General features: G+C 64.6%; 24 protein-coding genes. 10 read left to right on the forward strand and 14 right to left on the reverse strand.

Features of this window, described 5'->3' with window-relative positions:
• Positions 1 to 46: 46 nt before the first annotated feature.
• Positions 47 to 244 (reverse strand): CsbD family protein, encoded by a 198-nt coding sequence (locus B6V72_RS10925; protein WP_075776653.1) that lies wholly within the window; start codon positions 242 to 244, stop codon positions 47 to 49.
• A 156-nt stretch (positions 245 to 400) separates the two neighbouring features.
• Here B6V72_RS10925 and B6V72_RS10930 point away from each other — a divergent pair, with 156 nt between their 5' ends.
• Positions 401 to 1,462, forward strand: a complete 1,062-nt coding sequence (locus B6V72_RS10930) for an AI-2E family transporter (protein WP_158275111.1) — start codon at positions 401 to 403, stop codon at positions 1,460 to 1,462.
• A gap of 22 nt (positions 1,463 to 1,484) precedes the next feature.
• Here the strand turns inward: B6V72_RS10930 and B6V72_RS10935 are convergent, their stop codons facing one another.
• The 4 genes from B6V72_RS10935 to B6V72_RS10950 all read right to left on the reverse strand — a co-directional run bounded on the left by B6V72_RS10935 (position 1,485) and on the right by B6V72_RS10950 (position 5,716).
• A complete protein-coding gene (locus B6V72_RS10935) occupies positions 1,485 to 3,059 on the reverse strand; it encodes a phospholipase D-like domain-containing protein (protein WP_088720003.1) in 1,575 nt (524 codons plus the stop codon).
• Positions 3,060 to 3,120: 61 nt separating this feature from the next.
• A complete protein-coding gene (locus tag B6V72_RS10940) occupies positions 3,121 to 4,971 on the reverse strand; it encodes a sensor histidine kinase (RefSeq protein ID WP_088735547.1) in 1,851 nt (616 codons plus the stop codon).
• Positions 4,968 to 5,573, reverse strand: coding sequence for an RNA polymerase sigma factor (locus tag B6V72_RS10945; protein WP_075776650.1), 606 nt, complete (start codon positions 5,571 to 5,573; stop codon positions 4,968 to 4,970). The genes B6V72_RS10940 and B6V72_RS10945 overlap by 4 nt, the downstream gene beginning before the upstream one ends.
• Complete coding sequence (locus B6V72_RS10950) at positions 5,570 to 5,716, reverse strand: NepR family anti-sigma factor (protein ID WP_075776759.1); 147 nt, start codon at positions 5,714 to 5,716, stop codon at positions 5,570 to 5,572. The genes B6V72_RS10945 and B6V72_RS10950 overlap by 4 nt, the downstream gene beginning before the upstream one ends.
• Before the next feature lie 97 nt (positions 5,717 to 5,813).
• Between B6V72_RS10950 and B6V72_RS10955 the strand changes: the two genes are divergently transcribed.
• Positions 5,814 to 6,611 carry a response regulator gene (locus B6V72_RS10955; RefSeq protein WP_075776649.1) on the forward strand — a complete coding sequence of 266 codons (798 nt, stop codon included), beginning with the start codon at positions 5,814 to 5,816 and terminating at the stop codon, positions 6,609 to 6,611.
• A 214-nt stretch (positions 6,612 to 6,825) separates the two neighbouring features.
• Complete coding sequence (locus B6V72_RS10960) at positions 6,826 to 7,830, forward strand: SDR family oxidoreductase (protein WP_075776648.1); 1,005 nt, start codon at positions 6,826 to 6,828, stop codon at positions 7,828 to 7,830.
• Between the two features lie 74 nt (positions 7,831 to 7,904).
• Here the strand turns inward: B6V72_RS10960 and B6V72_RS10965 are convergent, their stop codons facing one another.
• The 3 genes from B6V72_RS10965 to B6V72_RS10975 all read right to left on the reverse strand — a co-directional run bounded on the left by B6V72_RS10965 (position 7,905) and on the right by B6V72_RS10975 (position 11,259).
• Positions 7,905 to 9,803: a glycoside hydrolase family 15 protein gene (locus B6V72_RS10965; protein WP_088735548.1), complete on the reverse strand. Its 1,899-nt coding sequence runs from the start codon at positions 9,801 to 9,803 to the stop codon at positions 7,905 to 7,907.
• A gap of 132 nt (positions 9,804 to 9,935) precedes the next feature.
• Positions 9,936 to 10,457: an HPP family protein gene (locus tag B6V72_RS10970; protein ID WP_088735549.1), complete on the reverse strand. Its 522-nt coding sequence runs from the start codon at positions 10,455 to 10,457 to the stop codon at positions 9,936 to 9,938.
• 97 nt (positions 10,458 to 10,554) lie between these two features.
• Complete coding sequence (locus B6V72_RS10975; protein WP_233243069.1) at positions 10,555 to 11,259, reverse strand: GntR family transcriptional regulator; 705 nt, start codon at positions 11,257 to 11,259, stop codon at positions 10,555 to 10,557.
• Between the two features lie 367 nt (positions 11,260 to 11,626).
• Here B6V72_RS10975 and ehuB point away from each other — a divergent pair, with 367 nt between their 5' ends.
• The 7 genes from ehuB (at position 11,627) to B6V72_RS11010 (ending at position 17,731) form a co-directional block, all read left to right on the forward strand.
• On the forward strand, positions 11,627 to 12,469 hold the full coding sequence (gene ehuB / locus B6V72_RS10980) for an ectoine/hydroxyectoine ABC transporter substrate-binding protein EhuB (RefSeq protein WP_075776646.1): 843 nt from the start codon (positions 11,627 to 11,629) through the stop codon (positions 12,467 to 12,469).
• Between the two features lie 76 nt (positions 12,470 to 12,545).
• Entirely contained in the window at positions 12,546 to 13,211 is a 666-nt protein-coding gene (ehuC, locus tag B6V72_RS10985; protein WP_075776645.1) for an ectoine/hydroxyectoine ABC transporter permease subunit EhuC, read from the forward strand.
• Positions 13,212 to 13,214: 3 nt separating this feature from the next.
• The gene (gene ehuD / locus B6V72_RS10990) at positions 13,215 to 13,886 is read left to right on the forward strand and encodes an ectoine/hydroxyectoine ABC transporter permease subunit EhuD (protein ID WP_075776644.1); all 672 of its coding nucleotides are present in this window, start codon (positions 13,215 to 13,217) and stop codon (positions 13,884 to 13,886) included.
• On the forward strand, positions 13,886 to 14,701 hold the full coding sequence (gene ehuA / locus B6V72_RS10995) for an ectoine/hydroxyectoine ABC transporter ATP-binding protein EhuA (RefSeq protein WP_088720051.1): 816 nt from the start codon (positions 13,886 to 13,888) through the stop codon (positions 14,699 to 14,701). The genes ehuD and ehuA overlap by 1 nt, the downstream gene beginning before the upstream one ends.
• Positions 14,702 to 14,803: 102 nt before the next feature.
• Positions 14,804 to 15,850: a pyridoxal-phosphate dependent enzyme gene (locus tag B6V72_RS11000; RefSeq protein ID WP_088735550.1), complete on the forward strand. Its 1,047-nt coding sequence runs from the start codon at positions 14,804 to 14,806 to the stop codon at positions 15,848 to 15,850.
• A complete protein-coding gene (locus B6V72_RS11005; RefSeq protein ID WP_088735551.1) occupies positions 15,843 to 17,018 on the forward strand; it encodes a Xaa-Pro peptidase family protein in 1,176 nt (391 codons plus the stop codon). The genes B6V72_RS11000 and B6V72_RS11005 overlap by 8 nt, the downstream gene beginning before the upstream one ends.
• Positions 17,018 to 17,731 (forward strand): aspartate/glutamate racemase family protein, encoded by a 714-nt coding sequence (locus tag B6V72_RS11010; RefSeq protein WP_088735552.1) that lies wholly within the window; start codon positions 17,018 to 17,020, stop codon positions 17,729 to 17,731. Before B6V72_RS11005 ends, B6V72_RS11010 begins: the two co-directional genes overlap by 1 nt.
• 73 nt (positions 17,732 to 17,804) lie before the next feature.
• Here the strand turns inward: B6V72_RS11010 and B6V72_RS11015 are convergent, their stop codons facing one another.
• From B6V72_RS11015 to B6V72_RS11040, 6 genes are all read right to left on the reverse strand, one after another.
• A complete protein-coding gene (locus B6V72_RS11015; protein WP_088735553.1) occupies positions 17,805 to 19,022 on the reverse strand; it encodes an HlyD family efflux transporter periplasmic adaptor subunit in 1,218 nt (405 codons plus the stop codon).
• Between the two features lie 3 nt (positions 19,023 to 19,025).
• Positions 19,026 to 21,389, reverse strand: a complete 2,364-nt coding sequence (locus B6V72_RS11020) for an FtsX-like permease family protein (RefSeq protein WP_168173036.1) — start codon at positions 21,387 to 21,389, stop codon at positions 19,026 to 19,028.
• 4 nt (positions 21,390 to 21,393) lie between these two features.
• Entirely contained in the window at positions 21,394 to 22,098 is a 705-nt protein-coding gene (locus tag B6V72_RS11025; RefSeq protein WP_088720011.1) for an ABC transporter ATP-binding protein, read from the reverse strand.
• 158 nt (positions 22,099 to 22,256) lie between these two features.
• On the reverse strand, positions 22,257 to 22,751 hold the full coding sequence (locus tag B6V72_RS11030; protein ID WP_088735555.1) for a hypothetical protein: 495 nt from the start codon (positions 22,749 to 22,751) through the stop codon (positions 22,257 to 22,259).
• 143 nt (positions 22,752 to 22,894) lie between these two features.
• The gene (locus tag B6V72_RS11035) at positions 22,895 to 23,281 is read right to left on the reverse strand and encodes a DUF302 domain-containing protein (protein WP_075776635.1); all 387 of its coding nucleotides are present in this window, start codon (positions 23,279 to 23,281) and stop codon (positions 22,895 to 22,897) included.
• Between the two features lie 28 nt (positions 23,282 to 23,309).
• Complete coding sequence (locus B6V72_RS11040) at positions 23,310 to 24,695, reverse strand: MBL fold metallo-hydrolase (RefSeq protein ID WP_088735556.1); 1,386 nt, start codon at positions 24,693 to 24,695, stop codon at positions 23,310 to 23,312.
• Positions 24,696 to 24,777 lie beyond the last annotated feature (82 nt).

The raw sequence follows: 24,777 nt of genomic DNA on the forward strand, positions 1-24,777 counted from the left end.
CGCCGGTTTGCATGTTTTACGCTGTAACAGGGTCTGTTTCTGAAGATCAGATCGAGCTGGACCAGGTGTCGACTTCGCGCTCGGCGTCTTCCTTGGTCTTACCGTATTTCTTCTGGATCAGGCCGACCATCTGCTCGCGATGACCTGCGGCCTCCTGAAGTTCGTCGTCGGTCAATTCGCCCCAGTTCTCGCGGGCCTTGCCCTTCATTTCGTTCCAGTTGCCTTTTATTTGATCCCAATTCATGGCGTCGCTCCTTTCAAGATGAAGACGCGGGTTCAGGCGTCTTTCATCAACGTTTCGCCGGGGGCGATGTTCCTCTGCACGGCAGCACAAAAACAGGGAACCCGCTATCGTCCGACGGCGTTAGATCGCGAAACCAAGAGGGAAGTAATTCTCGAAATGCATCGCCTGGAGACCCTGTCGCGCATCGCCATGATCGTGATCGCTGTAATCGCTGTCGTGGCTGCGCTGAGCCAGGTGGAAAGCCTACTCGCGCCCGTCGTGCTCGCGCTCGTCGTGGGGATCGTGCTTTCACCGATTTCCGATGCATGGGAGAAAAGAGGTCTGTCGCCTGTCTGGGGGGCGCTTACCTCGCTCGTGATCTCGCTGATGATCGCCGTGCTGCTGGTCCTCGTGATCCAGCCGGTCGTCTCCGAACTGATGCGACAGGCGCCGAAGGTGATGGACGACATGCGCTCCACCATCATTCATATGCGCCACATGTTCCAAGGCATCCAGGACGCCTCGAAAGAGGTCAGCGACGCGATCACGCCGGCGACGGATGGCGCCAAGGATGGCGGCGGCAATGGCGACAAGAGCGCCGTGCCGGATGCCAAGGATCTCGTGATGCTGGCGCCGTCCATCATCGCACAGGCGCTGATCTATGTCGGGGCGCTGTTCTTCTTCCAGCTTTCGCGCGGCGAGATCTACAACTGGATCGCGAAGCACCTCGCGGAGCCTTCGAGCCGCGGCGCTACGGCTGCACGGTTGCGCAAGGCGGAGACACGGGTGTCGCGCTACTTCCTCACGATCACGGTGGTCAATGGCGGTCTCGGGCTGGCGGTGGGCGTCGCGATGCAGCTGATCGGGCTCCCGAACGCGCCGCTTTGGGGGCTTGTGGCCTTCCTCATCAACTACATCCTTTATCTCGGCCCCGCGGCGCTCATCATCGCGCTAGGATTCGCAGGCGTGGCCACGTTCGACGGGGTGCGCGTGATCCTGCCGCCGCTGATCTATATCGTGCTGAACGCGACCGAAGCCCAGTTCGTGACCCCTGCCGCGATCGGGCGGCAGATGCGCCTCAATCCGCTTCTGGTGTTCCTGTCGCTGACCTTCGGGATCTGGCTCTGGGGGCCGCTGGGCGGGATCGTGGCGATCCCGCTGCTGCTTTGGGCGCTGGTGCTGACGAACAGCTTGCCCGACCCGAAATCCGAGCCGGAGCAGAAGCTCGAAGCCGACTGAACCGGCGGGTCGCGGCGACGGATCAGACCATTTCTTCCGGAATGAACGGCAGTTTGCGCGCGATCTTGCGCGCGGCCTCCACGTCATAGGGGAGCACGAAGCCCTCGCGATCCTCGGGGGCTTTCGTGGCATTCGCGCGGGCCAGCTCCGCCCAGGCAGAGACTGCGCGCGTCGGGTCGAAGAAGGCCTCTTCGGGCGCGGGCGGCAGCCAATGGCGCATCAGGCGGCGACGCATGGCCGGGATGCCGTCGTTGCGGCGCAGATAGACACCCGCCTCGCTGTCCCAATGCAGCGACCGCGCGTTGAGATTGGCCGAGGTGATCAGCGCGGCGTCCTCGTCGAAAATCGAGACCTTCGCATGGACGTAAATCAGCGGCGCGCCGCCGGTGCGCAGCGCCCCCTCATCACCGGGGTCGGCAAGGCAGGGCTCTGCCGGGCAGCCGATGAACAGACGATTGCCGAAGGCTTCGCGGAGCGTATCCAGCGCGCGCACCTGAAGATATTCGCCATAGCGCACGTCGCTGGTCGGGCGATCGGCCAGCATCAGCGTTTCGGGCGCGGCGGGCAGGATCAGGATCAGGTTGAGATTGGGGTTCTCCCGCGCCGCCCGGGCCAGGTGGTGCGCCAGAGTGCGCGAGCGGAAGAACTGACTCTCGAGATAGATCAGCTTCTGCGCCCGCGCGATCAGCATCTCATGCGCGTTCTCGATCTCGGTCCGATAGAACTTCGGCCCGATGCGGAAGGTCGCGAATTTGCGCCGCTGCGACAGGGTGCGCAGCAGGCGACGCGGCGGTTTGGCGCGGTTTTCGCCGGAGCAGCTTTCGTGGAAGCTCTCGAGATGGGCCTTCGCCTCGGCGACGACGGGGCCGGTCATCATGAGCTGCACATCGTGCCATGTCATCTCGCCGTCGCGCTCGTGCACGGGGGTGTCGAAGCGCCGGTTGTCGAGATCCAGCCCGCCGATATAGAGCTTCTTGTCGTCGAACACGGCGAGCTTCTGGTGGTGTGTCGCCGGGAACAGCTTCGGCGGCGTCGCGACGAACTTGCGGCGGATTTTGCAATCCGATCCGGCCTCAAGATATTCCCGCAGACCCGGCATGTCGCGCATCGCGGTCAGCCGCTTGGCCTCGTCCATGTCGTTGAGCCACGACGTGTGCTGCCCGAGCTTGTGATAGACATAGGGCCAGAAGATCGTACGCGGCACGATGCCCGATTGCGCCGGGTGCATCAGCGCGCGCAATTTCAGCTTCGCCTTGGGACCGCCCGCCAGTTCGCGCGCGGCGCAGAACATGCGGATCGACGACCATGTCATCCGGTGAAGATCCGGCTTTGCGCAGGGGTCGAAATCGGTCAGGTCGATCTGTATCCTCACGCCGCGCTTCAGCATGTGAATGATCAGGTCGAACCACGTCTTGCCGATCGCGCGCCCGCGGTCGGATTTCAGTGTGGTGTTGAGGTCGAAGACGCGGAATGAGCAATGAATGGAATGACGCGCGTCGAGAAAGGCATCCTCGAGCACGGGATAGGCCTCTGCTGCGGTCAAAAGCAGCTTTACGCGGCTCTCGGCGTGAACTCCGGCTTGTTTAAGACGTTCCATGCGGCTCGTTGGGTTGAACGGCCGCGAGGGTGACCTGTGGTCGCCGCGGCTGGTATCTCATTCAATGGCTCTCATCAGAAACTGTTTCGGGCGTCTCGGATTTCAAGCGTTCTTCGTGACGCAATTCGCTCTCGACGAGGGGGCGCAGTACGAACGCGGCGCTGAGCATATACTCGTCTTCGTCGGTCTGGATCTCGATCGAGCCGCCCAGCTGCTGCACGAAGGCGTTCAGTAGTTGCGAACCGAGCCCGGTGCCTTCGACGGCCTCCAGCGGCGGGGCATCCCTATCGACGGTATTGCGCACGCAGAGCCGCGCCTGCATCCCTTCGAGTCTGCGCAGCGAGATGTCGAGCTGCGGTTTGCCGTCGCGGGCAGAGGCGTATTTCATCGCGTTTGTCATCGCTTCGGTCAGCAGAAGCGAGAGGGGCACAGCCTGATCGGGGGTCAGGTGGATGTCGTCGATATTGCAATCGACCGCGATATGGCGGCCCGGCCCGGTCGCGAGCCGGGTGATCTGGCGCACGATGTCGGGCAGCAGTTCCTGCGCCTGAATGTCGGTGAGGCCTGAGGTCTGGTAGAGTCCGCGGTGGATCGTGGCGAGCGAGATGACCCGCTCCTGGAGCGATTTCATAAGCCCCTTGGCTTCGGGCGTGCGCGCCTGCCGCATCTGCATGTTGATGATCGAGGCGATGAGCTGGAGGTTGTTCTTCACCCGATGGTGGACCTCGCGGAGCAGCACTTCCTTGTGGTGCACCATGTCTTCGAGCTCGGCCTCGTCATGCAGGATGGTTTCTGTCATCCGGTCATAGGCCTCGGCGAGGTCGCGGATTTCCGACGGTGCGGTCGACAGATTGAGATTGCCCACGATCCGGCTGCCGGTGGCGAAGCTGGAGATCGCGCTCGACAGTTTGCGGACATGGCCGATCACCAGCTTCTGCATTGCGAAGTAGGCGACCAGCAGGCTCGCCATCCACATCAGGGCCGGGAACAGCACAGGCGAAATATCAGCGAAGGGGCTCAGCGCCGAGGCCGCCTGTGCGGGCCAGCTGCCAAGCGCGTAGAGCTGGTTGGGCACCAGTTCGACGACGGAATAGACCCGTTCTATTCCGAGGTTGGAGTCTCCCGAGAAAGTCACCGCGCCATTGCCCGCCAGCAGTTTCAGAGAGCGGTCCACCGGCAGGTGCGACTGGGTGTTCGAAAGCCCGTCCGAGGAGGTCAGGATCGTGCCTTCGCGGTCGAAGGTCATGATCACCAGCGGCCGGTCATCGGCGAGCTTCGGTCCATCCTTGGCCAGCGAGAGCGAGGAGTGGCTCATCGAGATCGCGATGATCCCGATATGATCGCCCGCCGCGTTGTAGACCGGATGGGCCACGCCGAGCACGGAGGTACCCGACACCGGCGCATCGCGGTTGACGTAGAAGCTGGTGCGGTCCGCAGTCAGCATCTTCTCGAAGACGTCCTGGTTCTTGAAGTCGTAACTCTTGCCCGAATTCGAGCAGGTCATCTTGCCGCTGTCTGGGATGAAGGAGACGAGCGAGAACTCCGGAAAGGCCCCTGAGATCTGCCGCATCCAGTTCGAGCAGGCCTCGGCATTGCCCACGAGCGGCTGGACCGTGCTGGCGAGGACGCGCGCGGCGTCCTGCGCGTGCTGGATCACCCGCGTCTCACCGGCGACGGCGCGCATCGTCTCGCCCATGAGGGCGGCTTCGGACCGCGCCTGCGCTTCGCGCACGACCGAGGTCGATTGCAGCACGGCGATGATCAGCAGAGGGAAGAGAGCAACCGCCAACATGAAGGCGAGGCGCACGCCAAGCCCGTCGAAAAACGGAATGACGCCCCGTTTCCTGGCTCGGAACGGGGCGTGATCACTGTAGTGCTCGTCGTCTGCCGCTTTCGCGGCTTCCGAATTCATGCGGCGGCAACTCCGGATTTGCCCATCACGGCGAGGGAATTTCGATCCGTGCCGGACAGGATATCTTCACCTTCCTCGAGCCCGAGCATTTCCGCAAGCCGGGCGCGTGCGCGGTTGGCGCGGCTTTTCACCGTGCCCACGGCGACGCCCATCATGCCGGCAGCTTCTTCGTAAGAGAAGCCAGATGCGCCGACGAGGGTCAGCACCTCGCGATGTTCCGGGCTGAGCTGATCGAAGGCCTCGACGAAATCATTCATCGCGAGACGTCCGTCATGCGCAGGTTTCTCATAGAGCGATGCGGCGTGAATCCCTTCAGGGTCAGCGACCTCGCGCTTGCGCTTGCGACGGTCCGAATAGAAGGTGTTGCGCAGGATCGTGAAGAGCCATGCGCGCAGATTGGTGCCGCGTTCGAACTTTTCGATATTCGACCACGCCTTGACGATCGTGTCCTGCACGAGGTCGTCGGCCGAGGCCGAGTTCCGGGTCAGCGACAGCGCGAAGGCACGCAGGGCCCCGAGGTGATCGGGCAGCTCCTCACGCGGATCGCGGGCTTCGCTGGAGGCATTGGCTTTCGACGAATTGGTGTTGGAGGGCGAAGTCATTTTCCGCCCTCCTTCGCCTTGAGTTGCGCCAGCAAATCCTTGAACCGATCCGGCACTTCTTCCTGAAGCGCCTCCTCGTAAACCTTCTTCAGGTTTTGATTGATCTGGTCCCTGATACTGGACTTAGGCTTTTCGTCTGCCATATCACTATACATCCGGTTTCGATCCCACTCATTTTGCACGGAACCGAACGCGGGGCCAGAGAGTTTGGTTCCCGAAAAAACGCAAAAGGGGGTTTTCATGTCCGAAGACATCGCCGGCACCATCGGAGCCAACCTGCCGTATTTACGGCGTTATGCCCGAGCGCTTACCGGCAGCCAGGACAGCGGCGACCGTTACGCCGCGGCTACGCTCGAGGCCATACTCGAAGATACGTCGCCTTTCGAGAACAACGATCCGAAGCTCGCATTGTTCCACGCCTTCCACCTGGTATGGGCCTCCGCGGGGGCGCCGCTGGGGGAGCCGGACAACCGGCTTTCGGCCCGCGCGCAGGATCACATGTCGACGCTGACGCCGAACACCCGTGAGGCGCTTCTGTTGCATTCGATCGAAGGGTTCCGCATCGAGGAAATCGGCACGATCATGCAGGTCGATGCCGAAGAGGCGAAAGAACTGATCGACATCGCGATCCGCGAGATGGAAACGTCCGTCGCGGGTAAAGTGATGATCATCGAAGACGAAGCGATCATCGCAATGGATATTCGCGCCATCGTCGAGGATATGGGCCACCAGATCACCGGCATCGCCCGCACCCGCACCGAGGCTGTGGAGCTTGCCGCGACCGACAAACCGGACCTGATCCTCGCCGACATCCAGCTGGCGGACAATTCCTCGGGGATCGATGCGGTGAACGACATTCTCGCGCAGTTCGGCAACGAATTGCCCGTGGTCTTCATCACCGCCTTCCCGGAGCGCCTGCTGACCGGCGAGCGGCCCGAACCGGCCTTCCTGATCACCAAGCCCTACACCGAGAGCCAGGTGCAGTCGGCGGTCAGCCAGGCGATGTTCTTCTCCTCGACGGAGACGCTCGCGGCGTAACGGCCCGTTCAAAGCTATTTCTCGAGAAAGGCGGCCCCGGCAGACGGGGTCGCCTTTTCCTTTGCCGCATGTGCCTTTGCGCAGGCGATTGCGCGGGCGATGCCCGCCGCAACGCACCAGAATGTGAAGTCGCGCTCCTGCAACCCGATCTCGCCCGTGCCGGTTCTTCCTCTGAGACAGACTGACGAAACCGTTCACAACGAAGGAGCCGCACATGACGAATATCGTGATTACCGGCGCATCCGCGGGCGTGGGGCGCGCCGTCGCTCGCCGCTTCGCTGCCAAGGGCAACCGCATCACCCTGATAGCCCGCAACAAGGCGCGGCTCGAGACGGCGGCGCAGGAAATTCGCGAGAAGGGCGGCGAGGCGCTCGTGCAGCCGCTCGACGTCGCAGATGCCGATGCGGTCGAGGCCGCGGCGGTCGCCGCTGAAAGTGCCTTCGGTCCGATCGACGTCTGGATCAACGTCGCGATGGTGACGGTACTCTCGCCGGTGTCGCAGATGACCCCGGAAGAGTATCGCCGCGTGACCGAAGTGACTTATCTCGGGACGGTCAACGGCACGCTCTCTGCGCTGAAGCGGTTCCGCCAGCAGGGCTGGGGCACGATCGTGCAGACTGGCTCGGCGCTCGCCTATCGTGCGGTGCCGCTGCAGTCGGCCTATTGCGCGGCGAAGGCGGCGATCGTGGGCTTCACCGACAGCCTGCGCACCGAGCTGATCCACGAGAATTCCGACGTGAAGATCACCGTCTGCCATCTGCCGGCGGTCAATACGCCGCAATTCGACTGGGCCCGCAGCAAGCTGCCGAACCGCCCGCGCCCGGTCGCGCCGGTCTTCGAGCCGGAGCTGATCGCCGACGGCATCCATCACGCGGCCTACCATCCGAAGCGGGAATACTGGCTGGGCTTCTCGGCGGTGAAGGCGATCCTGTCGGAGAAGCTCGCGCCGGAACTGGGCGATCTCTACCTCGCGCGCACGGCGGTGTCCGGGCAGCAGACGGGCGAGGCTGCCGATCCTGATCGGGCCGACAATCTCTATGACAGCGTCGACGGTGACTGGGCAGCGCGGGGGCGCTTCTCCGACGAGGCGAGCGACAGTTCCCCCGCGATGGCGCTGTCCGAGCATGGCGGCTCTCGGCTTGTCGCGGGCGGCGGCGCGGCGCTCGTCGCCGGGCTGATGCTGGGAGCGATCTTCGCGGTCTCCCGTCAGCGGGCCTGACGGTCGCGACAAGGAAACGAGAAACGCGCGCCCCGGTGGCGCGCGTTTTTGTTCTCGTGTAGGTGGCAGCGAGATCAGTCCTTCACCGCGCCCCGATACGCGGTAATCGCCGCGATCATCCCGGCATGGGACAGCCCTTGCGGGAAGTTGCCAAGCTGCGCGCCGCTCTCCGGGTCGTGCTCTTCCGACATCAGTCCGAGATCGGTCGTGGCCTTCAGCATCCCCTCGATCTGGCTCCGCGCGTCATCAAGCCGCCCGGCCCTCACGAGGTAGTCGGCGGCCCAGAACCCGCAGACGTTGAAATGGCCCTCGATGCCGGGCATCCCGTCTTCCTGCGCGTCGTAGCGCCGCAGATGAACGCCCGTGCCAAGCCGCTCACGGATGGCGGTGTAGGTCGCCGCCATCTTCGGGTCGTCTGCGGGGATCACCCCGATACGTGGCATCAGCAGAACGCTTGAATCGAGCCATTCCTCGCCGATCGCACCGGTGAAAGCGCCGATCTCCTCGTTCCAGGCCTCTTCCCGGATCAGGGCTTCGATCGCGGCGCGCTCCGCCTTCCACAGCCGCGTGTCGGCATTGATCACGCCGTTCTCGGCCAGCGAGATCACCCCATCCAGCGCGCCCCAGCACATCGCCTTGGAATAAGTGTGGTGTCGGCGCGGATTGGGCATTTCCCAGATTCCGTTATCGGGCCGTGTCCATTGCGAGACCACGACATCGGCGAAATTCGCGAGCCGGATGCCTTCGCCCGGATGCAGCTCGCCGCCGGCCTCGACATAGGCGCGCGCGGCCATGATCATCGAACCATAGGCGTCGAGTTGCAGCTGTGTCGCAGCGCCGTTACCCAGCTGCACCGGGGCCGAGCGGCGATAGCCCTCGAGGGTCTGCAAGCTCGAGATCGAGACGTTGCTGTCGCCCCGCACCGTGTAGAGCGTCCCAAGTTCCGGCGCCGTTTCGCGTGTTGCTGCCATCAGCCAGCGGAAGAAGGCGTCGGCCTCGTCGGTGAGGCCCTGATCGAGAAAAGCGTGCAGCACGAAATAGGCGTCGCGAAGCCAGCAATAGCGGTAGTCGTAATTGCGGATGCCGCCGATCACTTCCGGCAGCCCCATCGTCGGCGAGGCGATCACCGCGCCGGTGGGGGCGTGGATCAGAAGCTGCAGCGCCAGTAGCGAGCGTTTGAGAGCTCCGGAGAAAGGCCCGTCGCCGAAATCCGTCTTGGACTGCCGCTTGCGCCAAGCCTCACGAGTTGCGGCGAGCGCCTCTTGCGCCGCCTGCATTCCGCCGACATGGCCGTGCCCGCCTTGCGTGACGGTGAGGGTAACATAGCCGCGTTCCCCGGTGGCGAGGGTACCGCGCCCGTTCAACCGGCCGGAGCCTTCGATCTCCAGTTCTATCGAGCTGTCGATCAGGATGATGTCACCGTCTTGGGTAAACTGCCAGCTGCCCGGGCCGCGCCGGATGAACTCGGGTGTGCTCAGCGCGTAGTTGCAGCGCGGGGCGATGCAGATTTCGACGTCTGCCGCGCCTTCGGGGGCCTCGAAAAGACGCACGACCGAGCGCCCGAAGCTCGCCGCTTCTTCGAGCGAGTCCGGCAGGTTCATGAAGTCGGTGACCTTGAGGCCGCCCGCCTCGGACGCGTGGGTGGTGGTCAGGATCGGGCCGTAATCTTCATAGACGCGTCGGGCGGTCGTCTGACGATCTGGATCCGGCACCGGACCGACATAGAAGGTCCCGCCGCGAAACTGGTCGAGCAGCCGCCCGAAGAGCGGGTCGCCGTCGAAATCCGGCCCGCAGAACCAGTCGATCGCGCCGTCCCGGGCCACCAGCGCCGCCGTGCGCGTATCCCCGATCACCGCGTAATCGGAAATCGGGAGATAGCCGCGCCGGCCCTCCAGAAAGCGCAGCGGCGGGCTGTCCGGGTCGGGCTGGGTCTTCGAGGATGTGCCGGAATCGGGATCGGTGCGTTCGGTCATGCCATGCCTGTCCTTTGACGGTTTTCCGGGCGTCGCCCCGGAGATATATCGCGCCCCTCTCAGGGATCGAACGGACGCGCCGCCCCCCAGTTCCTTGAAAAAACCGTGTGCGTTCGTGTGCTCTCGCGCCGCTCAGATCCAGTAGCGGGGCCATTTCTCGGTGTTGCGCGCATTGTTCACGAGGTAGGCCAGAAGCACGAGGATCACTGCGCCCGTCAGCACCGGCGTCAGAAGAAAGCTCCAGCCGAGCGTGTGGCCCTTGAGAAGGATGACCAGCGGATCGGCCCCTGCGGGCGCGTGGACTGTGCGGGTCAGTTGCATCGCGACGATCGCGATCGTCACCACGGCTGCCAGACCGATCGCCCCGTGCAGATCGGCAAGGTGCTGCGCCGTAAGCCCGATGGCGCTTGCGAGAACATGCCCGCCGATGACGTTGCGCGGTTGGGCGAGCGCCGTGTCGGGCGTCGCGAAGAGCAGCACACAGGTCGCGCCGAAGGGCGCCATCAGCAGGTCGACCCCGGCGTGACGGGTGAGCCCGGCAAGGATGGCGATGCCGAGGAAGCTACCCGCCGTCGTGGCCAGAACTTGCCGAAGGCTCGGAAGCTCCGGCAGGCGATGGGGCGCGCGATGGCGTTCGAGTAATCGTTTCAGCATTGACGGTCCTGTCGGGCTGGCCTTCAGAACCCGAACCCCGGACCGTCTGCCCGGTTTCCTTCGCCCGCGTCACGTCGCAGTGAAAGGGCGCGATCCGTCAGGACGCTTTGACCAATGCCGGCATCCGCGCGAAGCTCATCGAGATGTGGCCGCGCCTCATATGGCCGAGCGCGTCGAGATCGCCGAGCCGCAGCGCGCGCAGCATGTCGCGCAGCTCGTTGTTGTAGATCTCGATCTCCTGCATTAGGTCGATCTGCGAAGCCGTGACCTGCTGCAGCCAGATCCGCGCCGTGCGGAAATACAGCGCCGCCGACATCGTCCGGAGCGGTGCATTCGCGGTCAGCTCCAACAAGGCGAGGAAGGTATCGCGGTCGAGCTCCGAGAAGGCCCTGGCGGTGGGTGCATCGACCAGTTCGCGGCCGCGCTCCTGAAAGGTGACGAAACGCGCGATCAGCGCGGCGCTGGGCGGCACCGGATCGAGGCTCGTCTGCAGCACAGCGAGTTCGCGCCGCAGCCGGAAGACCTGCCCAAGCTCGGTGTAATCAACATCGGTGACGAAGGTGCCGACCCCATGCATGGAGCGCAGCATCCCCTCGTCCTCGAGCCGCGCCAGCACCCGACGCAGCGGAGTCCGCGAGATGCCAAATTCTGACGCGAGCGCGGTCTCCGACAAGCGCATTCCCGGCGGGTAATCGAGCAGGCAGATGCGGCTGCGAATTTCGTCGTGAATGAGATCGTAGCGGTCGCGGGCGCGGAGCCGCTCCGGATCGGTTTGCCGGGGGATCATGGAGATGTCGTCCATCGAGTTCTGTCGTCTGTTCGCGCAAAGCCATGATCTGCGGCGGAGGCGCGCAGGTCAATCCGCTTGGCCGCGTCCTCCCCCATGGGGCGTTTCAGCCGCAGATATTGCGGAGAGCCGGGCGGCGCAATCGGCACGAAACGACGGCCTTCGGCGGAACCGGCGCACACACATGCGCGTTCAATGCTCAAAGCTCCGGCATTGGTGCACAACATATGCGTTTAGCTCTTTATCGGCCTACGACATCTGCTTTTTGCCCCAGTATAATCAATGCGATCTGCTTGACACTCCGGAGAAACTCATAGGTGTTGTGTACATCAATCGCGGGAGGCTTGGGCTTCCCGTCAACAAGAACCAACGGGAGAGACGCATGAAATCGATCTTGAAATCTGTCGCCGCCGCCGGCATCGGCATCGCGCTGAGCGCAAGCGCCGCACTCGCTGGCCCCCTGATGGACCGTATCAATTCGGGCGAGCCGATCCGCATCGGCTTCGCGAACGAAGTTCCGTGGGCCTACCCGGGCGAAAACAACAAGCCGCTGGGCTTCGTGAACGCCTATGTTCTGGGTGTGCTCCACGAGATGGGCTATGACAACATCACCCCCGTCGTGACCGATTGGGGCGGGTTGATCCCGGGCCTCAACGCGAACCGCTTCGACATGGTCACCGGCGGTCTCTACATCCTCAACTCGCGCTGCCAGAACGTCGCCTTCTCTGAGCCGATGGCGAAAGTCGGCGATGCGTTCATCGTGCCCAAGGGCAACCCGAAGAACCTGAACAACTACGAACAGATCGCCAAGGCTGGCGCGACCTTCGTGACGGGCGCGGGCTATAACCAGGTGGAGTCCGCCAAGAAGGGCGGTATCCCGGATAGCAACGTGATGACCGTGCCGGGCCCGACCGAAATCCTCGCCGCCGTGAAAGCGGGCCGCGCGGATGCAGGTGGCGTGACCTACTTCACCGCGCAGAACCTTGCCGATCAATCGGACGGCGCGGTCGAGGTGTCGGACGTGAGCCAGCTGCCTGAATGGACCCAGAACTGGGTCGGCATCGGCTTCCGCAAAGCGGATCAGGACTTCGTCGACAAGTTCAACGAAGCCCAGAAGAAGTATCTCGGTTCGGACGCGATGATGAAAGCGGTCGGCGAGTACGGCTACTCGAAAGGCAACCTGCCGGGCGACAAGACCTCGGCTGAAGTCTGCAAGATGCGCTAAGCGCAAATGCTGAAGACATGGACGGGCCTGTGCATGGCCCGTCCATTTTGACATTCACCGCCGGGGCGGGACGGGAATGAGCTACATAGAATTCTTGAAAGAGTACGGGCCGCGCTTCTGGGACGGCACGCTCGTAACGGCGGGGCAGTTCTTCCTGGCCTCCGCTCTGGCGATCGTCATCGCGCTCGTCGCAGGGCTGATGAAGCTCTCGCGCAACGGGCTGATCCGGGGCATCGCCGTCGTTTATATCGAAATTTTCCGCGGCACCTCGCTACTGGTCCAGCTTTACTGGATCTTCTTCGTGCTGCCGCTGTTCGGACTGACCCTGCCGAAATTCACCGCGGGTTTCGTCGCGGTGGGGATGAACCTCGGGGCATACGGCGCCGAGCTGGTGCGCGGCGGTATCCAATCCGTGCCGAAAGGGCAATGGGAGGCGGCCTATGCGCTGTCGATGAGCCCGATGAAGCGGATGTGGCGGATCATCCTGCCGCAGGCGTTCGTCAACATGCTGCCGCCGTGGGGCAACCTGCTGATCGAACTGCTGAAGAACACCGCGCTGGTCGCGCTGATCTCCGTGTCGGACCTGATGTTCGAGGCGAAGCAGATCAATGGCTCGACCTTCCTCTCGGCGCAGACCTTCGGGACGGCACTGATCGTGTACTACATTTTCGCGCGCTTCATCGTGACGCCGTTCATGCGCTGGCTCGAGCTGGTCATGCGGCGCAAGCTGGGGAGGGCCTGATCCATGGGGTTCAACTGGAACTGGGAATTCACTTGGGAAATCCTGCCCAAGCTGATGCATGCGACGCTCAACACGCTGATGGCGGCGGGTCTGGGCTATGCGATCGCGGTTGTGCTGGGCATGGTCTTCGCGCTGGCGCAGCGGACGCCCTACTGGGCGCTGACCAAGGTCGTTCGCGAATTCATCGAGTTCATCCGCTCGACCCCGCTGATCCTGCAGATCTTCTTCGTCTATTACGTCGGTCCGCAATTCGGCCTGAAGCTGGGGCCGTGGACGGCGGGCATGATCGCGATCGGTCTGCACTATTCGGCCTACCTGTCGGAGGTCTATCGCGGCGGTCTCGACGCGGTGCCGAAGGGCCAATGGGAGGCTTGCACCGCGCTGAACATGTCGACCCGCGACACCTATTGGCGGATCGTGATCCCACAGGCCATCCCGCCCGCGCTGGCGGGGATGGGCAACTACCTCGTGGGGATCTTCAAGGACACGCCGATGCTCTCGGTGATCGGGGTGGCCGAACTGATGCACACAGCGAACGCGATCGGCTCGTCGAGCTATCGCTATCTCGAACCCTATACGCTGGTGGGGGTTATCTTCCTCGCCATCTCGCTTCCCACCGCTGCCCTGATCCGCGTCTTCGAGGATCGCGTGCGGCGTAAACTCGGATTGAAATGATGGAAGATCTTTCGAACTATCCGCTCGAACTGACGGGCGACGACGTGCCGATGGTGCGGTTCCTGAAAGTCACCAAGCGCTATGGCGATCTGGTGGTGCTCGACCAGCTCGATCTCGATGTGGCCGAGGGGGAAATGGTCACGATCATCGGCCCCTCCGGCTCGGGCAAGACGACCGTGCTGCGGATGCTGATGACGCTCGAGACGATCAACGAGGGCGTGATCTACGTGGACGGCAAGCCGCTGACCCATATGGAGAAGAACGGGAAGCTGGTGCCCGCGGACCGCAAGTATCTGCGCAAGGCCCGCAGCCAGATCGGCATGTGTTTCCAGCATTTCAACCTTTTCCCGCACATGACCGCGCTGGAGAACTGCATGGAGGGCCCGGTGCAGGTGCTGGGCATGAAGAAGGCCGAGGCGCGCGAACGGGCCGAGGAACTGCTGGAACTCGTCGGCATGTCCGACAAGCGCGACCAGCACCCCTCGCGGCTCTCGGGCGGTCAGCAGCAGCGCGTGGCGATCGCGCGCGCGCTGGCGATGCGCCCCAAGGTGATGCTGTTCGACGAGGTGACCTCCGCGCTCGACCCGGAGGTGATCGGCGAGGTGACGAACGTGATCCGCTCGCTGGTGGAGAAGCACAATCTGACGATGCTGATGGTGACGCACCAGATGGGCTTCGCGAAGGACATCTCGGATCGGGTCTGCTTCTTCTACGACGGCAAGATCGAGGAGCAGGGCGCCCCCGAGGATCTCTTCGGCAACCCGCAGAAAGAGCGTACGCAGCAATTCCTCTCGGCGGTGAAAGAGGCCGACTGACGCGTCTCACGATGTCGCGCAATGGCCTTTCCGAAAAGGCCATTGCGTGCGTCGACGTCTCGTTGCCTTATGGGCTTGGTTCCATCGCAGCGAGGGTCCGACATGCCGATCACTATAGAGAACCCTTGGCGCGGCGACGGGCTCGACCCGGACGGCGTCATGCCAATTGCCGATGCGGCGGGCGTGGCCAGCCTGCTTGCGCGCTGTCCGGCACATCACGAGACCCCGCTGCACGCGGCGCCCGAGATCGCGCGGCTTGCCGGGATCGGCAAGGTCTGGATCAAGGACGAGCGTGTGCGCATGGGGCTCGGCAGCTTCAAAGCGCTGGGCGCGGTCCATGCGATCGCCCGGGAGGCTGCGGCGCGAGCGGAGAGCGACGATCTTCAGACAGCTCTCGCTGGCGAGACTTATGTCGCGGCCAGCGCAGGCAATCATGGCCTCTCGGTCGCGGCAGGAGCGCGGATATTCGGCGCCCGCGCGATCATCTATCTGGCCGAGACCGTGCCTGAGGCCTTCGCCGCGCGGTTGGAGGCACGCGGGGCGGAGGTCGTCCGGGAGGGTGCGGAATACGAGGCTAGCATGCAAGCCGCCGAGCAGGCGGCTGCCGAGAATGGCTGGACGCTTTTGTCGGACAGCTCGTGGGAGGGCTATGTCGATCTGCCGCTGCGGGTGATGGAGGGTTACACCCAGCTTGCGGCGGAGGCCGTCGCGCAGATCGACGCGCCGCCGACGCATATTATTTTGCAGGCCGGGGTGGGCGGTCTCGCGGCCGCCGTCGCGGCCCATGCGCGGCTTGTCTGGGGCGATGCGCCTCAGATCATCGTGGTCGAACCCGATGCGGCCCCCGCGCTGGTCGAGAGCATTCGCGCAGGCCATCTGGTGACCACGCAAGGGCCGGTCTCTGCGATGGGGCGGCTCGATTGCAAGACACCGTCGATGGTGGCGCTGGCGGGTTTGTCGCGCGATGCGGATCGCTTCGCCACGATCACCGAAGCCGAGGCGCAGTCCGGCGTCGATATCCTCGCCGCGCACGGGCTGGCCACGACGCCTTCGGGCGGCGCCGGGCTGGCGGCTCTGCTTGCCGGGCTGTCGCTGGGACCGGAGGCGCGCGTTCTCGCGATCCTCAGCGAAGGCCCCGAAGATGGCTGAGCGCTCGCTCATCTTTCCGGCCAAGGAGTATCGCACCCGCGTCGGCCGCCTTCAGGCCGAGATGAGCGAACGGGGGCTGGATGCGCTGTTTCTGACCGCGGCTGCGGATATCTTCTACGTCACAGGCTTTCTGACCCGGTTCTGGGAGAGCCCCGCGCGCCCGTGGTTCGTGATCGTTCCGGCCAGCGATGCGCCGGTCGCGGTGATCCCCTCCATCGGGGCGGAACTGATGGGCCGCACCTGGATGACGCAGATCCGGTCATGGGATGCACCCGATCCGAGGGATGACGGCGTGAGCCTGCTTGCCGAGACGCTCTGCGATCTGCTGCCCGAGAGCGCGCGGATCGGCGTGCCCATGGGGTTGGAGACGCAGCTGCGGATGCCGCTCGCGGATTTCACGCGGCTTGGGGAGCGTATCGCGCCGCGCCGCTTCATCGACGGCACCGCCGCGATGCAGCGGGCGCGCGAGATCAAGAGCGCGGCGGAGATCGAGAAGATCCGCAGGGCCTGCGCCATCGCGGGTCGCGCTTTCGCCCGTGTGCCGGAATTCGCGGGGCGGGGGCGTCCGCTCGACGGGATATTCCGCGCCTTCCAGTCCGCGCTGCTGGAGGAAGGAGCCGATTGGGTCAGCTATGTCGCCGGGGCGTCGGGACCGTCGGGCTATGACGATGTGATCTCGCCTGCCGGGCCCGCGCCGCTGCAAGCGGGCGATGTGCTGATGCTGGATACCGGCGCGGTGCGCGACGGGTATTTCTGCGATTTCGATCGCAATTTCTCGGTCGGTCCGGCGTCGGATCCGGTGCGGCGCACCCATGCCGCGCTCTGGGAGGTGACCGAGGCGGCGATGGCGCTGCTGCGGCCCGGCATGCGGGCGCATGATGCGCATCGTCTGCTGGTCGAGGGGCTGGCGGCGCGCGGTATTGAGGCGGGCAGCGGACGCCTGGGCCACGGGCTGGGGATCACGCTGACCGAATGGCCCTCCTTCACCCCGCGCGACGACACCGAACTGCGCGAGGGCATGGTGCTGACGCTGGAACCCGGCGCTTGGGTCGAGACCGCGCAGGGCCCGCGCCGCCTGTTGGTCCATGAGGAAAACATCGTCCTGCGCGCGACCGGGGCGGAGCTGCTGTCGCCGCGCGCGCCCGAAACCCTGCCGGAGCTGAGCTGATGGCCGATTTCCCCTATCGTCTTCGCGAAGACGCCACGCCCACGATGGGGCTGATCGTGCTGCGCGTGGACGAGACCATCGAGGACGAGTTCCGCCGCTACATCCCGCCGGACGACGCGCGGATGCATGTCACGCGCGTTCATTCCGGCGACGACCTGACCCCGTCGAGCATTGCCGAGATGGAGCGCGCTCTGAGCGGTGCTGCGGCGCTGCTGCCACCTGCGGCGCAGTTCGACGTGGTGGGTTATGGCTGCACCTCTGGCGCGGCGCTGATTGGGCCGGGCGAAGTGCGGGCGAATGTCATGGCGGGCGTCACGACGCGGCATGTGACCGACCCGCTGAGCGCCGCGTTGGCCGCGATTGCGGATCTGGGGCTGGAGCGGGTGGGGATCGTCTCGCCCTATGTCGCTTCGGTCGCGGAGCCTTTGCGGGCGGCCTTCGTCGCTGAAGGGATCACCGTCCCCGCGACGCTCTCTTTCGGCGAGGAAGCGGAGGCGCGCGTGGCGCGGATCGACCCGGCCTCTATCGCGGAGGCTGCGCGGAGCCTTGCGGGGCAGGCGCGTCTGGACGGGATTTTCCTGTCCTGCACCAACCTACGCACGCAGGGGATCTTGCCGGGGTTGAGAGCGGAACTCGGGACGCCGGTGCTCAGTTCGAACCAGGCGCTTGCGTGGCACATGCGAAAGCTCGCAGGGATCGCGGCGCCGGGATGAGACAGGGCAGTTGAATGGCTGGCCGGCCATCCGGTCGGTCGCGCGAGGGAATGAATGGTCCGCTGCGGAGACTTCAGCCGCCGGACCTTGCCTCCACCGGCGCGCCATCTTCCAGCGTTTCGACCGGATAGAGCACGACACGGTCGCCTTCGCTCAGACCGTCCAGAAGCTCTGCATAAGTGCCATTGTCTGTCCCGATTTCCACGTTCTCTTCCCGCGCGCGCCCGTCTTCGACCTTGAAGACAGCCCAGCCGGTGCCGCGCCGGAATAGCGCACTCGACGGCACCCGCAGCGCATCGGGGTTCTGCCAGACGACGATCCGCGCGGTCACCTGAAAACCATGGCCCAGCCCCGCCCGTTGCGCGGCATCGCCGGTGAAGGCGATGACCACGCCCACCCGCTGTTCCTCGACGCCCAAGGCCGAAACCTTCGTGGTGCCTGACGGGTCGATGCGGACCACCTTGCCTTCGAGCACGTCCGGCCCGCCCCAATCGGTGATCTCCACCGGATCGCCGAGGCGTACGCGCACCGCATCGCGCGACAGAAGATCGGCCACCACCTCGAGCCCCTCCGAGATGTCGCCGATCTCCATGATCGGGGAGCCGGCCGAGAGCACGGTCTCGTTTTCCTGCAGAATTTGCAGCACGGTTCCGGTCGCGGGGGCATAAAGGGGGATCGGCTCGGCCCCGTCGCTGTTGCTCGCGGCGGCATCGTTCTGCAGCACGGATTTTGCGGAGGCCAGCGCTGCCTCGCGCATCGCGATGGCGGCTTTCGCGGCGGCTTCCTGTGCGGCGGCGTAATCGGCGTTGATCTGATCGCGGTCCAGCTTGGACTGGCTGATCGTGCCGGAAAGCGCGAGCCTCTGTGACCGCGCGAGATCGCTATCGGCCTGTTCGCGCATCGCGACGGCGGCGCGGTAATCGCCTTGAGCCGCGCTGAGCGCGGCCTGCGCTTCGGCGAGCGCGGCCTCTGCCTGTGCCCGGCTGCGGGCATCCAGAACGGCGGGCAGGGCGGGGCGCATCCGGGCGACGACTGTCTCGTTCGCGACGACATGATCGCCGACATGGATATCGAGCCGCTGTAGCCTGCCGCTGACCGGGGTCGAGACCGTGTAGCTTTCGCTGACGCGGGTCCGGCCATCATCTTCAATGACGAGCTTCATCGGACCGCGCGTAACCTCGCCCATGTCGACGGTCTGCGGCTGCGGCCAGAGCAGCGCGGCGATAGCGCCCGCCGCGATCAGGCCGATCAGGATGAGAATGAGCCATCTGGTTCGGGGTTTTGGTGTCACGGGTCAGTCCCTCGCCTTGAGCGCCGAGATCATGTTCAACCGATCCAGCGCGCGGCGCAACATCAGGATCGAGGCCAGCGTCGCCGAGACTACGACCAGCACCGCGGTCGCGATGCTGGGTAGATCGAAGCTGACACTGACCCGGTAGAGTTCATTGGAGAAAACCCGCGCGATCAACTGGGCAAGTGTCCAGCCGAACCAGATCCCGACCGGGAGCGCACAGGCCACGAGTACAGTGATCTCCCCGGCGAGGATCAGCGTCACTTCCCCGCGGGTGAAGCCCAGTACCCGCAGGCTCGCCAACTCATGCGCACGTTCGGAGAAGGCGTTGCGCGCGGCGTTGTAAACGATGCCGAAGCTCAGCACGAAGGCGATCGCGCCGAAGACGAAACGCATCTGCCCCGCGCCCTCGTCGGCAATCTCCCTGAACGCGGCGAGACTGTCGGATTTTATCGAGACGCCCGCGACCTTGGGGCGCGCGCGCAGCTCGTGCAGAAGCTCCGGCGACGGTGCACCTTGGGTACGGATCGAGACCGAGGTGATCCGGTCCGCCTCACCCACGGCCCGGGTCAGCGAGTCGAGGCGCATATAGGCCGGAGCGCCCAGCAATGTGTCGGAGATCGCAGCGACGGGCAGCGAGAGGGTCCGCTTGCGGCCCTCGGTGACTTCGGCGGTGAGGTTTTCGCCCGGCTGAAGTTTCAGCACATCCGCGAGCCCCCGAGAGATCACGACGCCCTGCGCGGGCAGGGCGATCGGCTCCAGATCGGGCCGCAGCGCGCGATTGAGCTGCGCATCCTCCGACAGGCCGGTCAGTTCGCCGCGATGGGTGATGACGCCGTTGCGGAAGAGGACCGGCACGTAGCGCGTCGGCTCGGCCTCCAGCACGCCGGGAAGGTGCGCAATCTCATGTGTCACATCGCGCGAGACGGGGTGGATGAAGCTCACCGTCGCGTCGGAGCGGTCGGCAAAGCCGAAGGTGACGTCCATCGTGTGATCGAAGCCCGAATAGATCATCAGCATCGCCATGTTCAGCGCGAGGCCCGCGGCCACGCCCGCGATGGTGCCGAGGCTGCGTACAGGTTGCCGCGTGATCTGACGCAGGATCATCCGCCCAGGCTGGTCGAGGAATTTCGTGACGATCGCGAGGAAGCCGACCCTGCCATGGGTAAAATCGGCCGGGGCCGGGGGGCGCATCGCCTCGGCGGGCGTCAGGCGGAACACCGTGCGCAACGCGATCGCCGCCCCGAGCGCGGCGGCGATCAGCGAGAAGGCGAGGCCCCCGGCGAAGGGGCCGGGATGCATCGAGAAGACGAGGTAGGGAAATTTGTAGAATTCCATGTAGAGACCGGTCAGAGACCGCCCAAGCATCACGCCCAGAGCCGATCCGAGCAGCGCGCCGGCGAAGGCGATCATCAGTGCCATTTCGAGGTAATGTCCTGCGATCTCCGCCCCGCTGTGACCGAAGGCTTTCATCAGCCCGATCTCGCGCCGCTCGGCCTGCACGATACGTGTGATCGTCACATTGAGCAGGAAGGCCGCAACTGCGAGAAAGATCGGTGGCAGGAACAGCCGCGACTGGCGCAGGCCCTTTAGTTCTTCCTCGATGAAGCGCGCAGAGGTCTGCTGATCCTGAACGAAGCCCGCGCCGCCGCCATAGGGCGCCATCAGCCTGTCGAGATCGGCGAGCACCGCCTTGCGCGGCCGCTCGCGCGTGGTGAGCGCCAGCACCTCGTTGAACGCCCCGTCGAGATCGAGCACGGCGGCCGCTGCCTTGCGCTCCATCCAGATCACGGCGAAGCGACCGTCGTTGGGAAAGAATTCGCCCGGCGCGGGCATGAACAGGAACTCCGGCGCGCGGGCGAAACCGACGACCTGCAAGCGCTGGTGACGGCCCTCGACGGTGACGCCGAGCGTATCGCCAAGCGCGGTCCCGCGCGCGGCTGCGAATGTGTCGAGCAGCACGACCTCGTCGCTGCGCCCCGCGATCGGCTTCCGGCCCGCCGTCATCAGGATACCGTTGAGGCCTGCGGGGCCGGGTAGCGACAGGACACGCGCCTGTATCGGCTCGCCCCCGTCCGCATCGATCCGGCCGAAACCGCTGACTCGCCCTTCGGCGGCCAGCACGCCGGGAATCGCGTTGACTTGTTCCATCATCGAGCTGGGCGCGCGGGTGAGCGGCTCGAAGACCTGCGCAAGCCGGTGCCGCTCGAAATAGGCGTCGCGGGTGACGGTGAGCGTATCGGTCAGCCCCGCCATCATCACCTGTACCATCACGCCCAGAGCGACGACCGCCGAGATCGCCAGCGCCTGCGCCCGGATTCGCCAGAGGTCGCGGAAGAGCTTGCGATGGAGAACGGTCAGGGCCATCGGCTTACCATTCGATCTCGGCGGGGTCGGCGCGGGTCTCGTTGACGATCGTCTCGCGCAGCTGGCCATCGGTGAAATGCAGTACGCGATGCGCCATCGCCGCCGTCGCCGCCGCATGGGTGACGATCAGAACGGTCGTGCCCAGCTCGCGGTTCACATCGTTGAGCACCTGCAGCACGCGCCGCCCCGTCATACTGTCGAGCGCCCCGGTCGGCTCGTCGCAAAACAGCACCGCCGGACGCTTCGCGATGGCCCGCGCGATGGCGACGCGCTGCTGCTCGCCGCCTGACATCTGCGCCGGGAAATGGTCGAGTCGTCCCTCCAGCCCGACCAGCCGCAGCGCTTCGCCCGCGTCCATCGGATCGTGCGAAATCTCGGTCACCAGATCGACATTCTCGCGCGCGGTGAGGCTGGGCATCAGGTTGTAGAACTGGAAGACGAAACCGACATGGCTGCGCCGGTATTGCGTCAGCGCCCGGTCGGACATTTCGGTCAGGTTCTGATCGCCGAACCACGCCTGGCCCGAGCTTGGTCTGTCGAGCCCGCCGATGATGTTGAGAAAGGTGGATTTGCCGCTGCCCGAAGGTCCGAGCAGCACGACGACCTCGCTGCGCGGAATTTCCAGGGTCACGTCTTTGAGGGCGTGGACCGCGGCTGGTCCCTCGCCATAGGTTTTCGACAATGCTTCGGTGCGAAAGGCAGGCTGCACGCTCGGCCTCTTCAAACAGATTGGGCGCGTCACCCGTCCCGGATCAGATCACAGCTTCTTCAGGCAGTCAAAATTTGTCGAGGCTGAGGGAGAGTTGAGGGCGTCCGCGTGGTGTTCGCGCCTCACCGGTCGAAGGCGACGTTTCCGTTCGTCGGGAGTCACGCGCTGAGGCCGTGGACGAAGAGATCAATCTCCAGCGCCAGACCGAATTCGAATTCGTTGAGTTCGGGGCCAGTCCATTGATGCTCTTCGAGATGGTCGAGGAAGTCGCGGCGTTTGCGTTCGTCGTCCGGTCCCAGCGACAGGGTCTCGGCAGCGCGCAGCAGGTCGATCCGCTTGTGGACCTCGCACATGGCGGAGAAGGCTTCCATCATCACCGCTGCCAGACGCGGTTCCTCCTGCCACGACTGGCCGCCGAAGACCTCCTGCACGACCCGATTGCCGGAGCCGAGGCAATCATAGGCGACGCAGCCTGCCATGCCTTTCTGGGTCAGTTTGTCGTGAATCGAGCAATCGTGCCCGCAAAGGTTCCCGCAGGGCTCTCCGGGGTTCTTGCTGAAGGCGAAATCCTTGCCCTTGTCGAAGGACAGCACCACGCAACAGAGCGCCGCGCATTGGGAACAGTCGGTCTTGAGGCGGTCGGTCCGGGGCATACTGGCCTTCGCTTGGCTTGACCTCTCAGCGAGGTCGTCGGGCCGTCGTATCCCGCGAAACGGGCCTGAAATGCAAGGGGCGCCCGGGGGGGCGACCCGAAGGTCCGGCAGCGGACAGTGGTCCGCCGCCGGGCCGGTTCAGCTCAAATCGCCTCGATCGCCTTTGCCAGCATGTCGCGCACGTCGCCTGCGACCGATTTCAGCCGGGGGTTGTCGATCGCCATCATCGAGGCCGCCGGGTCGATCGCGCAGACGAGGATATCCGCGCCGTCCTGCCGCAAAATGACGTTACAGGGCAGCATCGCGCCGACGTTCGGCTCCAGCTGGATCGCCTGATGCGCCATCTTCGGGTTGCAGGCGCCGAGGATCATGTAGCCGGCCATGTCCTCATCCAGCTTCTTCTTCATCGTGGCCTGCACGTCGATTTCGGTGAGTACGCCGAAGCCCTGCTCCTTGAGGGCCTCGCGCGTCCGGGTGTCGGCCTCTTCCAGTGTGGTATTGGTGAGGCGTTTGTCGATGGTGTAGCTCATTGTCTTGGATCCTCTGATGTTGAGCGGTTCAGGATTCGACCGGGTAGTCCTGCGCGGACCATGCGCCGAAGCTGCCCGGCACAGCGGAGACGTTCTTGAACCCGGCGCGGTGCAGCAGGCTCGCGGCGACGCTGGCGCGGTAGCCGCCCTGACAATACACCGCATAGTCGGTGGAACGGTCGAGTTCGTCCATCTCGTCTTCGAGCGTGCCGAGGAAATGGTGGATCGCACCGGGGATTCGGCCGCCGTCCCATTCCTCGTCCTTGCGCACGTCGAGCGGGGTCAGATCGCTGCCCTTCAGTTCCTGCACGGTGACCTGCGGGATATGCGCGAGCGGTCGTCCGGAGGTGCGCCATGCCGAAATGCCGCCATTTAGATAGCCCGCGAATTTCGTGAAGCCGACGCGCCAGAGCCGCAGCACGGCCTCGTCGATCTCGGCACTCGTTTCGCTAACAAGCGCAATCGGTTTGTCGGGATCGAGCATCCATCCGGCCCAGACCGACAGGATCGGCTGCAGCCCGATATTGAGCGAGCCTTCGATGAAGCCGCCGCCGAAGGCGAGCATGTCGCGGATATCGACCAGTTGCACGTCCTTGTCGGCGATAAGCGCCTCGAACTCCTTCGGGCTCTTGCCAATGCAGCGCGGCAACCCGTGCATTACCTCGGGGCCCGCCGCATTGATCTTCTTGAGGCGCGGGTAATGCGTGGGCACCGGCGGAGCGTCCTTCGTCATCGCCTCCTTGAAGGCCTCGAGATCGGTGATCCGGGCATATTGGTTATGGGCTTTCTCATAGGCGATGCTGGTCGACATCCGGTCGCCGATATTCGGCCCGCAGGCCGAGCCCGCGCCGTGGCAGGGATAGACCAGAACGCCCTCGGGCAGCTGCATGTAGAAATCCTGCGTGGTGCGGAACAGCGCCTCGGTCAGTTCCTCGGTCTTGTCGTCGCCCAGGAGGTCGGGGCGGCCGACCGAATCCACGAAGAAGGAATCCCCGCTGAGCACGCCCCAGGGGTCGTCATTGTCCTTCTCGTAGAGCAGGAAGGAGACGTGTTCGGGCGTGTGCCCCGGGGTGTGCCGCGTCTCGAGCGTGAGTTGCCCGAAGCTGAACTTGTCGCCGTCGCAGATGCCCTCATGCTCGAAATCATATTCGGCGCCGCCCTCGACGCTGACGCAAAGCTTGGGCGTGCCATCCAGCCGGTCCACCAATTCGCGCGCGCCTGACAGGAAGTCGGCGTGGATATGGGTCTCGAATACATGGGTGATCGTCAGTCCGAGCGCCTTGGCGCGCTCGATATAGATATCGCAATCGGGGCGGGGATCGACGACGGCGGCGGTGCCGCTGCCAGTGTCGCCCAACAGGTAGGAGCACTGGGCGATCCCTTCCGCGAGAATCTGTTCAAAACGCATGGTCATGTCATCTGCCTCCGAATTTCCGTCAGTTCGGGATTGCGGAAGGAATGCGCGGGGGGCGGTTCATGTTCCAAAAATTGAATAT

This window comes from Thioclava sp. F34-6, assembly GCF_002213235.1.
Taxonomy (GTDB): Bacteria; Pseudomonadota; Alphaproteobacteria; order Rhodobacterales; family Rhodobacteraceae; genus Thioclava; species Thioclava nitratireducens.

Coding starts and splice junctions, on each gene's coding strand:
- B6V72_RS10925 (WP_075776653.1), bottom strand. CDS start 244: ATGAATTGGGATCAAATAAAAGGCAACTGGAACGAAATGAAGGGCAAG.
- B6V72_RS10930 (WP_158275111.1), top strand. CDS start 401: ATGCATCGCCTGGAGACCCTGTCGCGCATCGCCATGATCGTGATCGCT.
- B6V72_RS10935 (WP_088720003.1), bottom strand. CDS start 3,059: ATGGAACGTCTTAAACAAGCCGGAGTTCACGCCGAGAGCCGCGTAAAG.
- B6V72_RS10940 (WP_088735547.1), bottom strand. CDS start 4,971: ATGAATTCGGAAGCCGCGAAAGCGGCAGACGACGAGCACTACAGTGAT.
- B6V72_RS10945 (WP_075776650.1), bottom strand. CDS start 5,573: ATGACTTCGCCCTCCAACACCAATTCGTCGAAAGCCAATGCCTCCAGC.
- B6V72_RS10950 (WP_075776759.1), bottom strand. CDS start 5,716: ATGGCAGACGAAAAGCCTAAGTCCAGTATCAGGGACCAGATCAATCAA.
- B6V72_RS10955 (WP_075776649.1), top strand. CDS start 5,814: ATGTCCGAAGACATCGCCGGCACCATCGGAGCCAACCTGCCGTATTTA.
- B6V72_RS10960 (WP_075776648.1), top strand. CDS start 6,826: ATGACGAATATCGTGATTACCGGCGCATCCGCGGGCGTGGGGCGCGCC.
- B6V72_RS10965 (WP_088735548.1), bottom strand. CDS start 9,803: ATGACCGAACGCACCGATCCCGATTCCGGCACATCCTCGAAGACCCAG.
- B6V72_RS10970 (WP_088735549.1), bottom strand. CDS start 10,457: ATGCTGAAACGATTACTCGAACGCCATCGCGCGCCCCATCGCCTGCCG.
- B6V72_RS10975 (WP_233243069.1), bottom strand. CDS start 11,259: ATGGACGACATCTCCATGATCCCCCGGCAAACCGATCCGGAGCGGCTC.
- ehuB (WP_075776646.1), top strand. CDS start 11,627: ATGAAATCGATCTTGAAATCTGTCGCCGCCGCCGGCATCGGCATCGCG.
- ehuC (WP_075776645.1), top strand. CDS start 12,546: ATGAGCTACATAGAATTCTTGAAAGAGTACGGGCCGCGCTTCTGGGAC.
- ehuD (WP_075776644.1), top strand. CDS start 13,215: ATGGGGTTCAACTGGAACTGGGAATTCACTTGGGAAATCCTGCCCAAG.
- ehuA (WP_088720051.1), top strand. CDS start 13,886: ATGGAAGATCTTTCGAACTATCCGCTCGAACTGACGGGCGACGACGTG.
- B6V72_RS11000 (WP_088735550.1), top strand. CDS start 14,804: ATGCCGATCACTATAGAGAACCCTTGGCGCGGCGACGGGCTCGACCCG.
- B6V72_RS11005 (WP_088735551.1), top strand. CDS start 15,843: ATGGCTGAGCGCTCGCTCATCTTTCCGGCCAAGGAGTATCGCACCCGC.
- B6V72_RS11010 (WP_088735552.1), top strand. CDS start 17,018: ATGGCCGATTTCCCCTATCGTCTTCGCGAAGACGCCACGCCCACGATG.
- B6V72_RS11020 (WP_168173036.1), bottom strand. CDS start 21,389: ATGGCCCTGACCGTTCTCCATCGCAAGCTCTTCCGCGACCTCTGGCGA.
- B6V72_RS11030 (WP_088735555.1), bottom strand. CDS start 22,751: ATGCCCCGGACCGACCGCCTCAAGACCGACTGTTCCCAATGCGCGGCG.
- B6V72_RS11035 (WP_075776635.1), bottom strand. CDS start 23,281: ATGAGCTACACCATCGACAAACGCCTCACCAATACCACACTGGAAGAG.
- B6V72_RS11040 (WP_088735556.1), bottom strand. CDS start 24,695: ATGACCATGCGTTTTGAACAGATTCTCGCGGAAGGGATCGCCCAGTGC.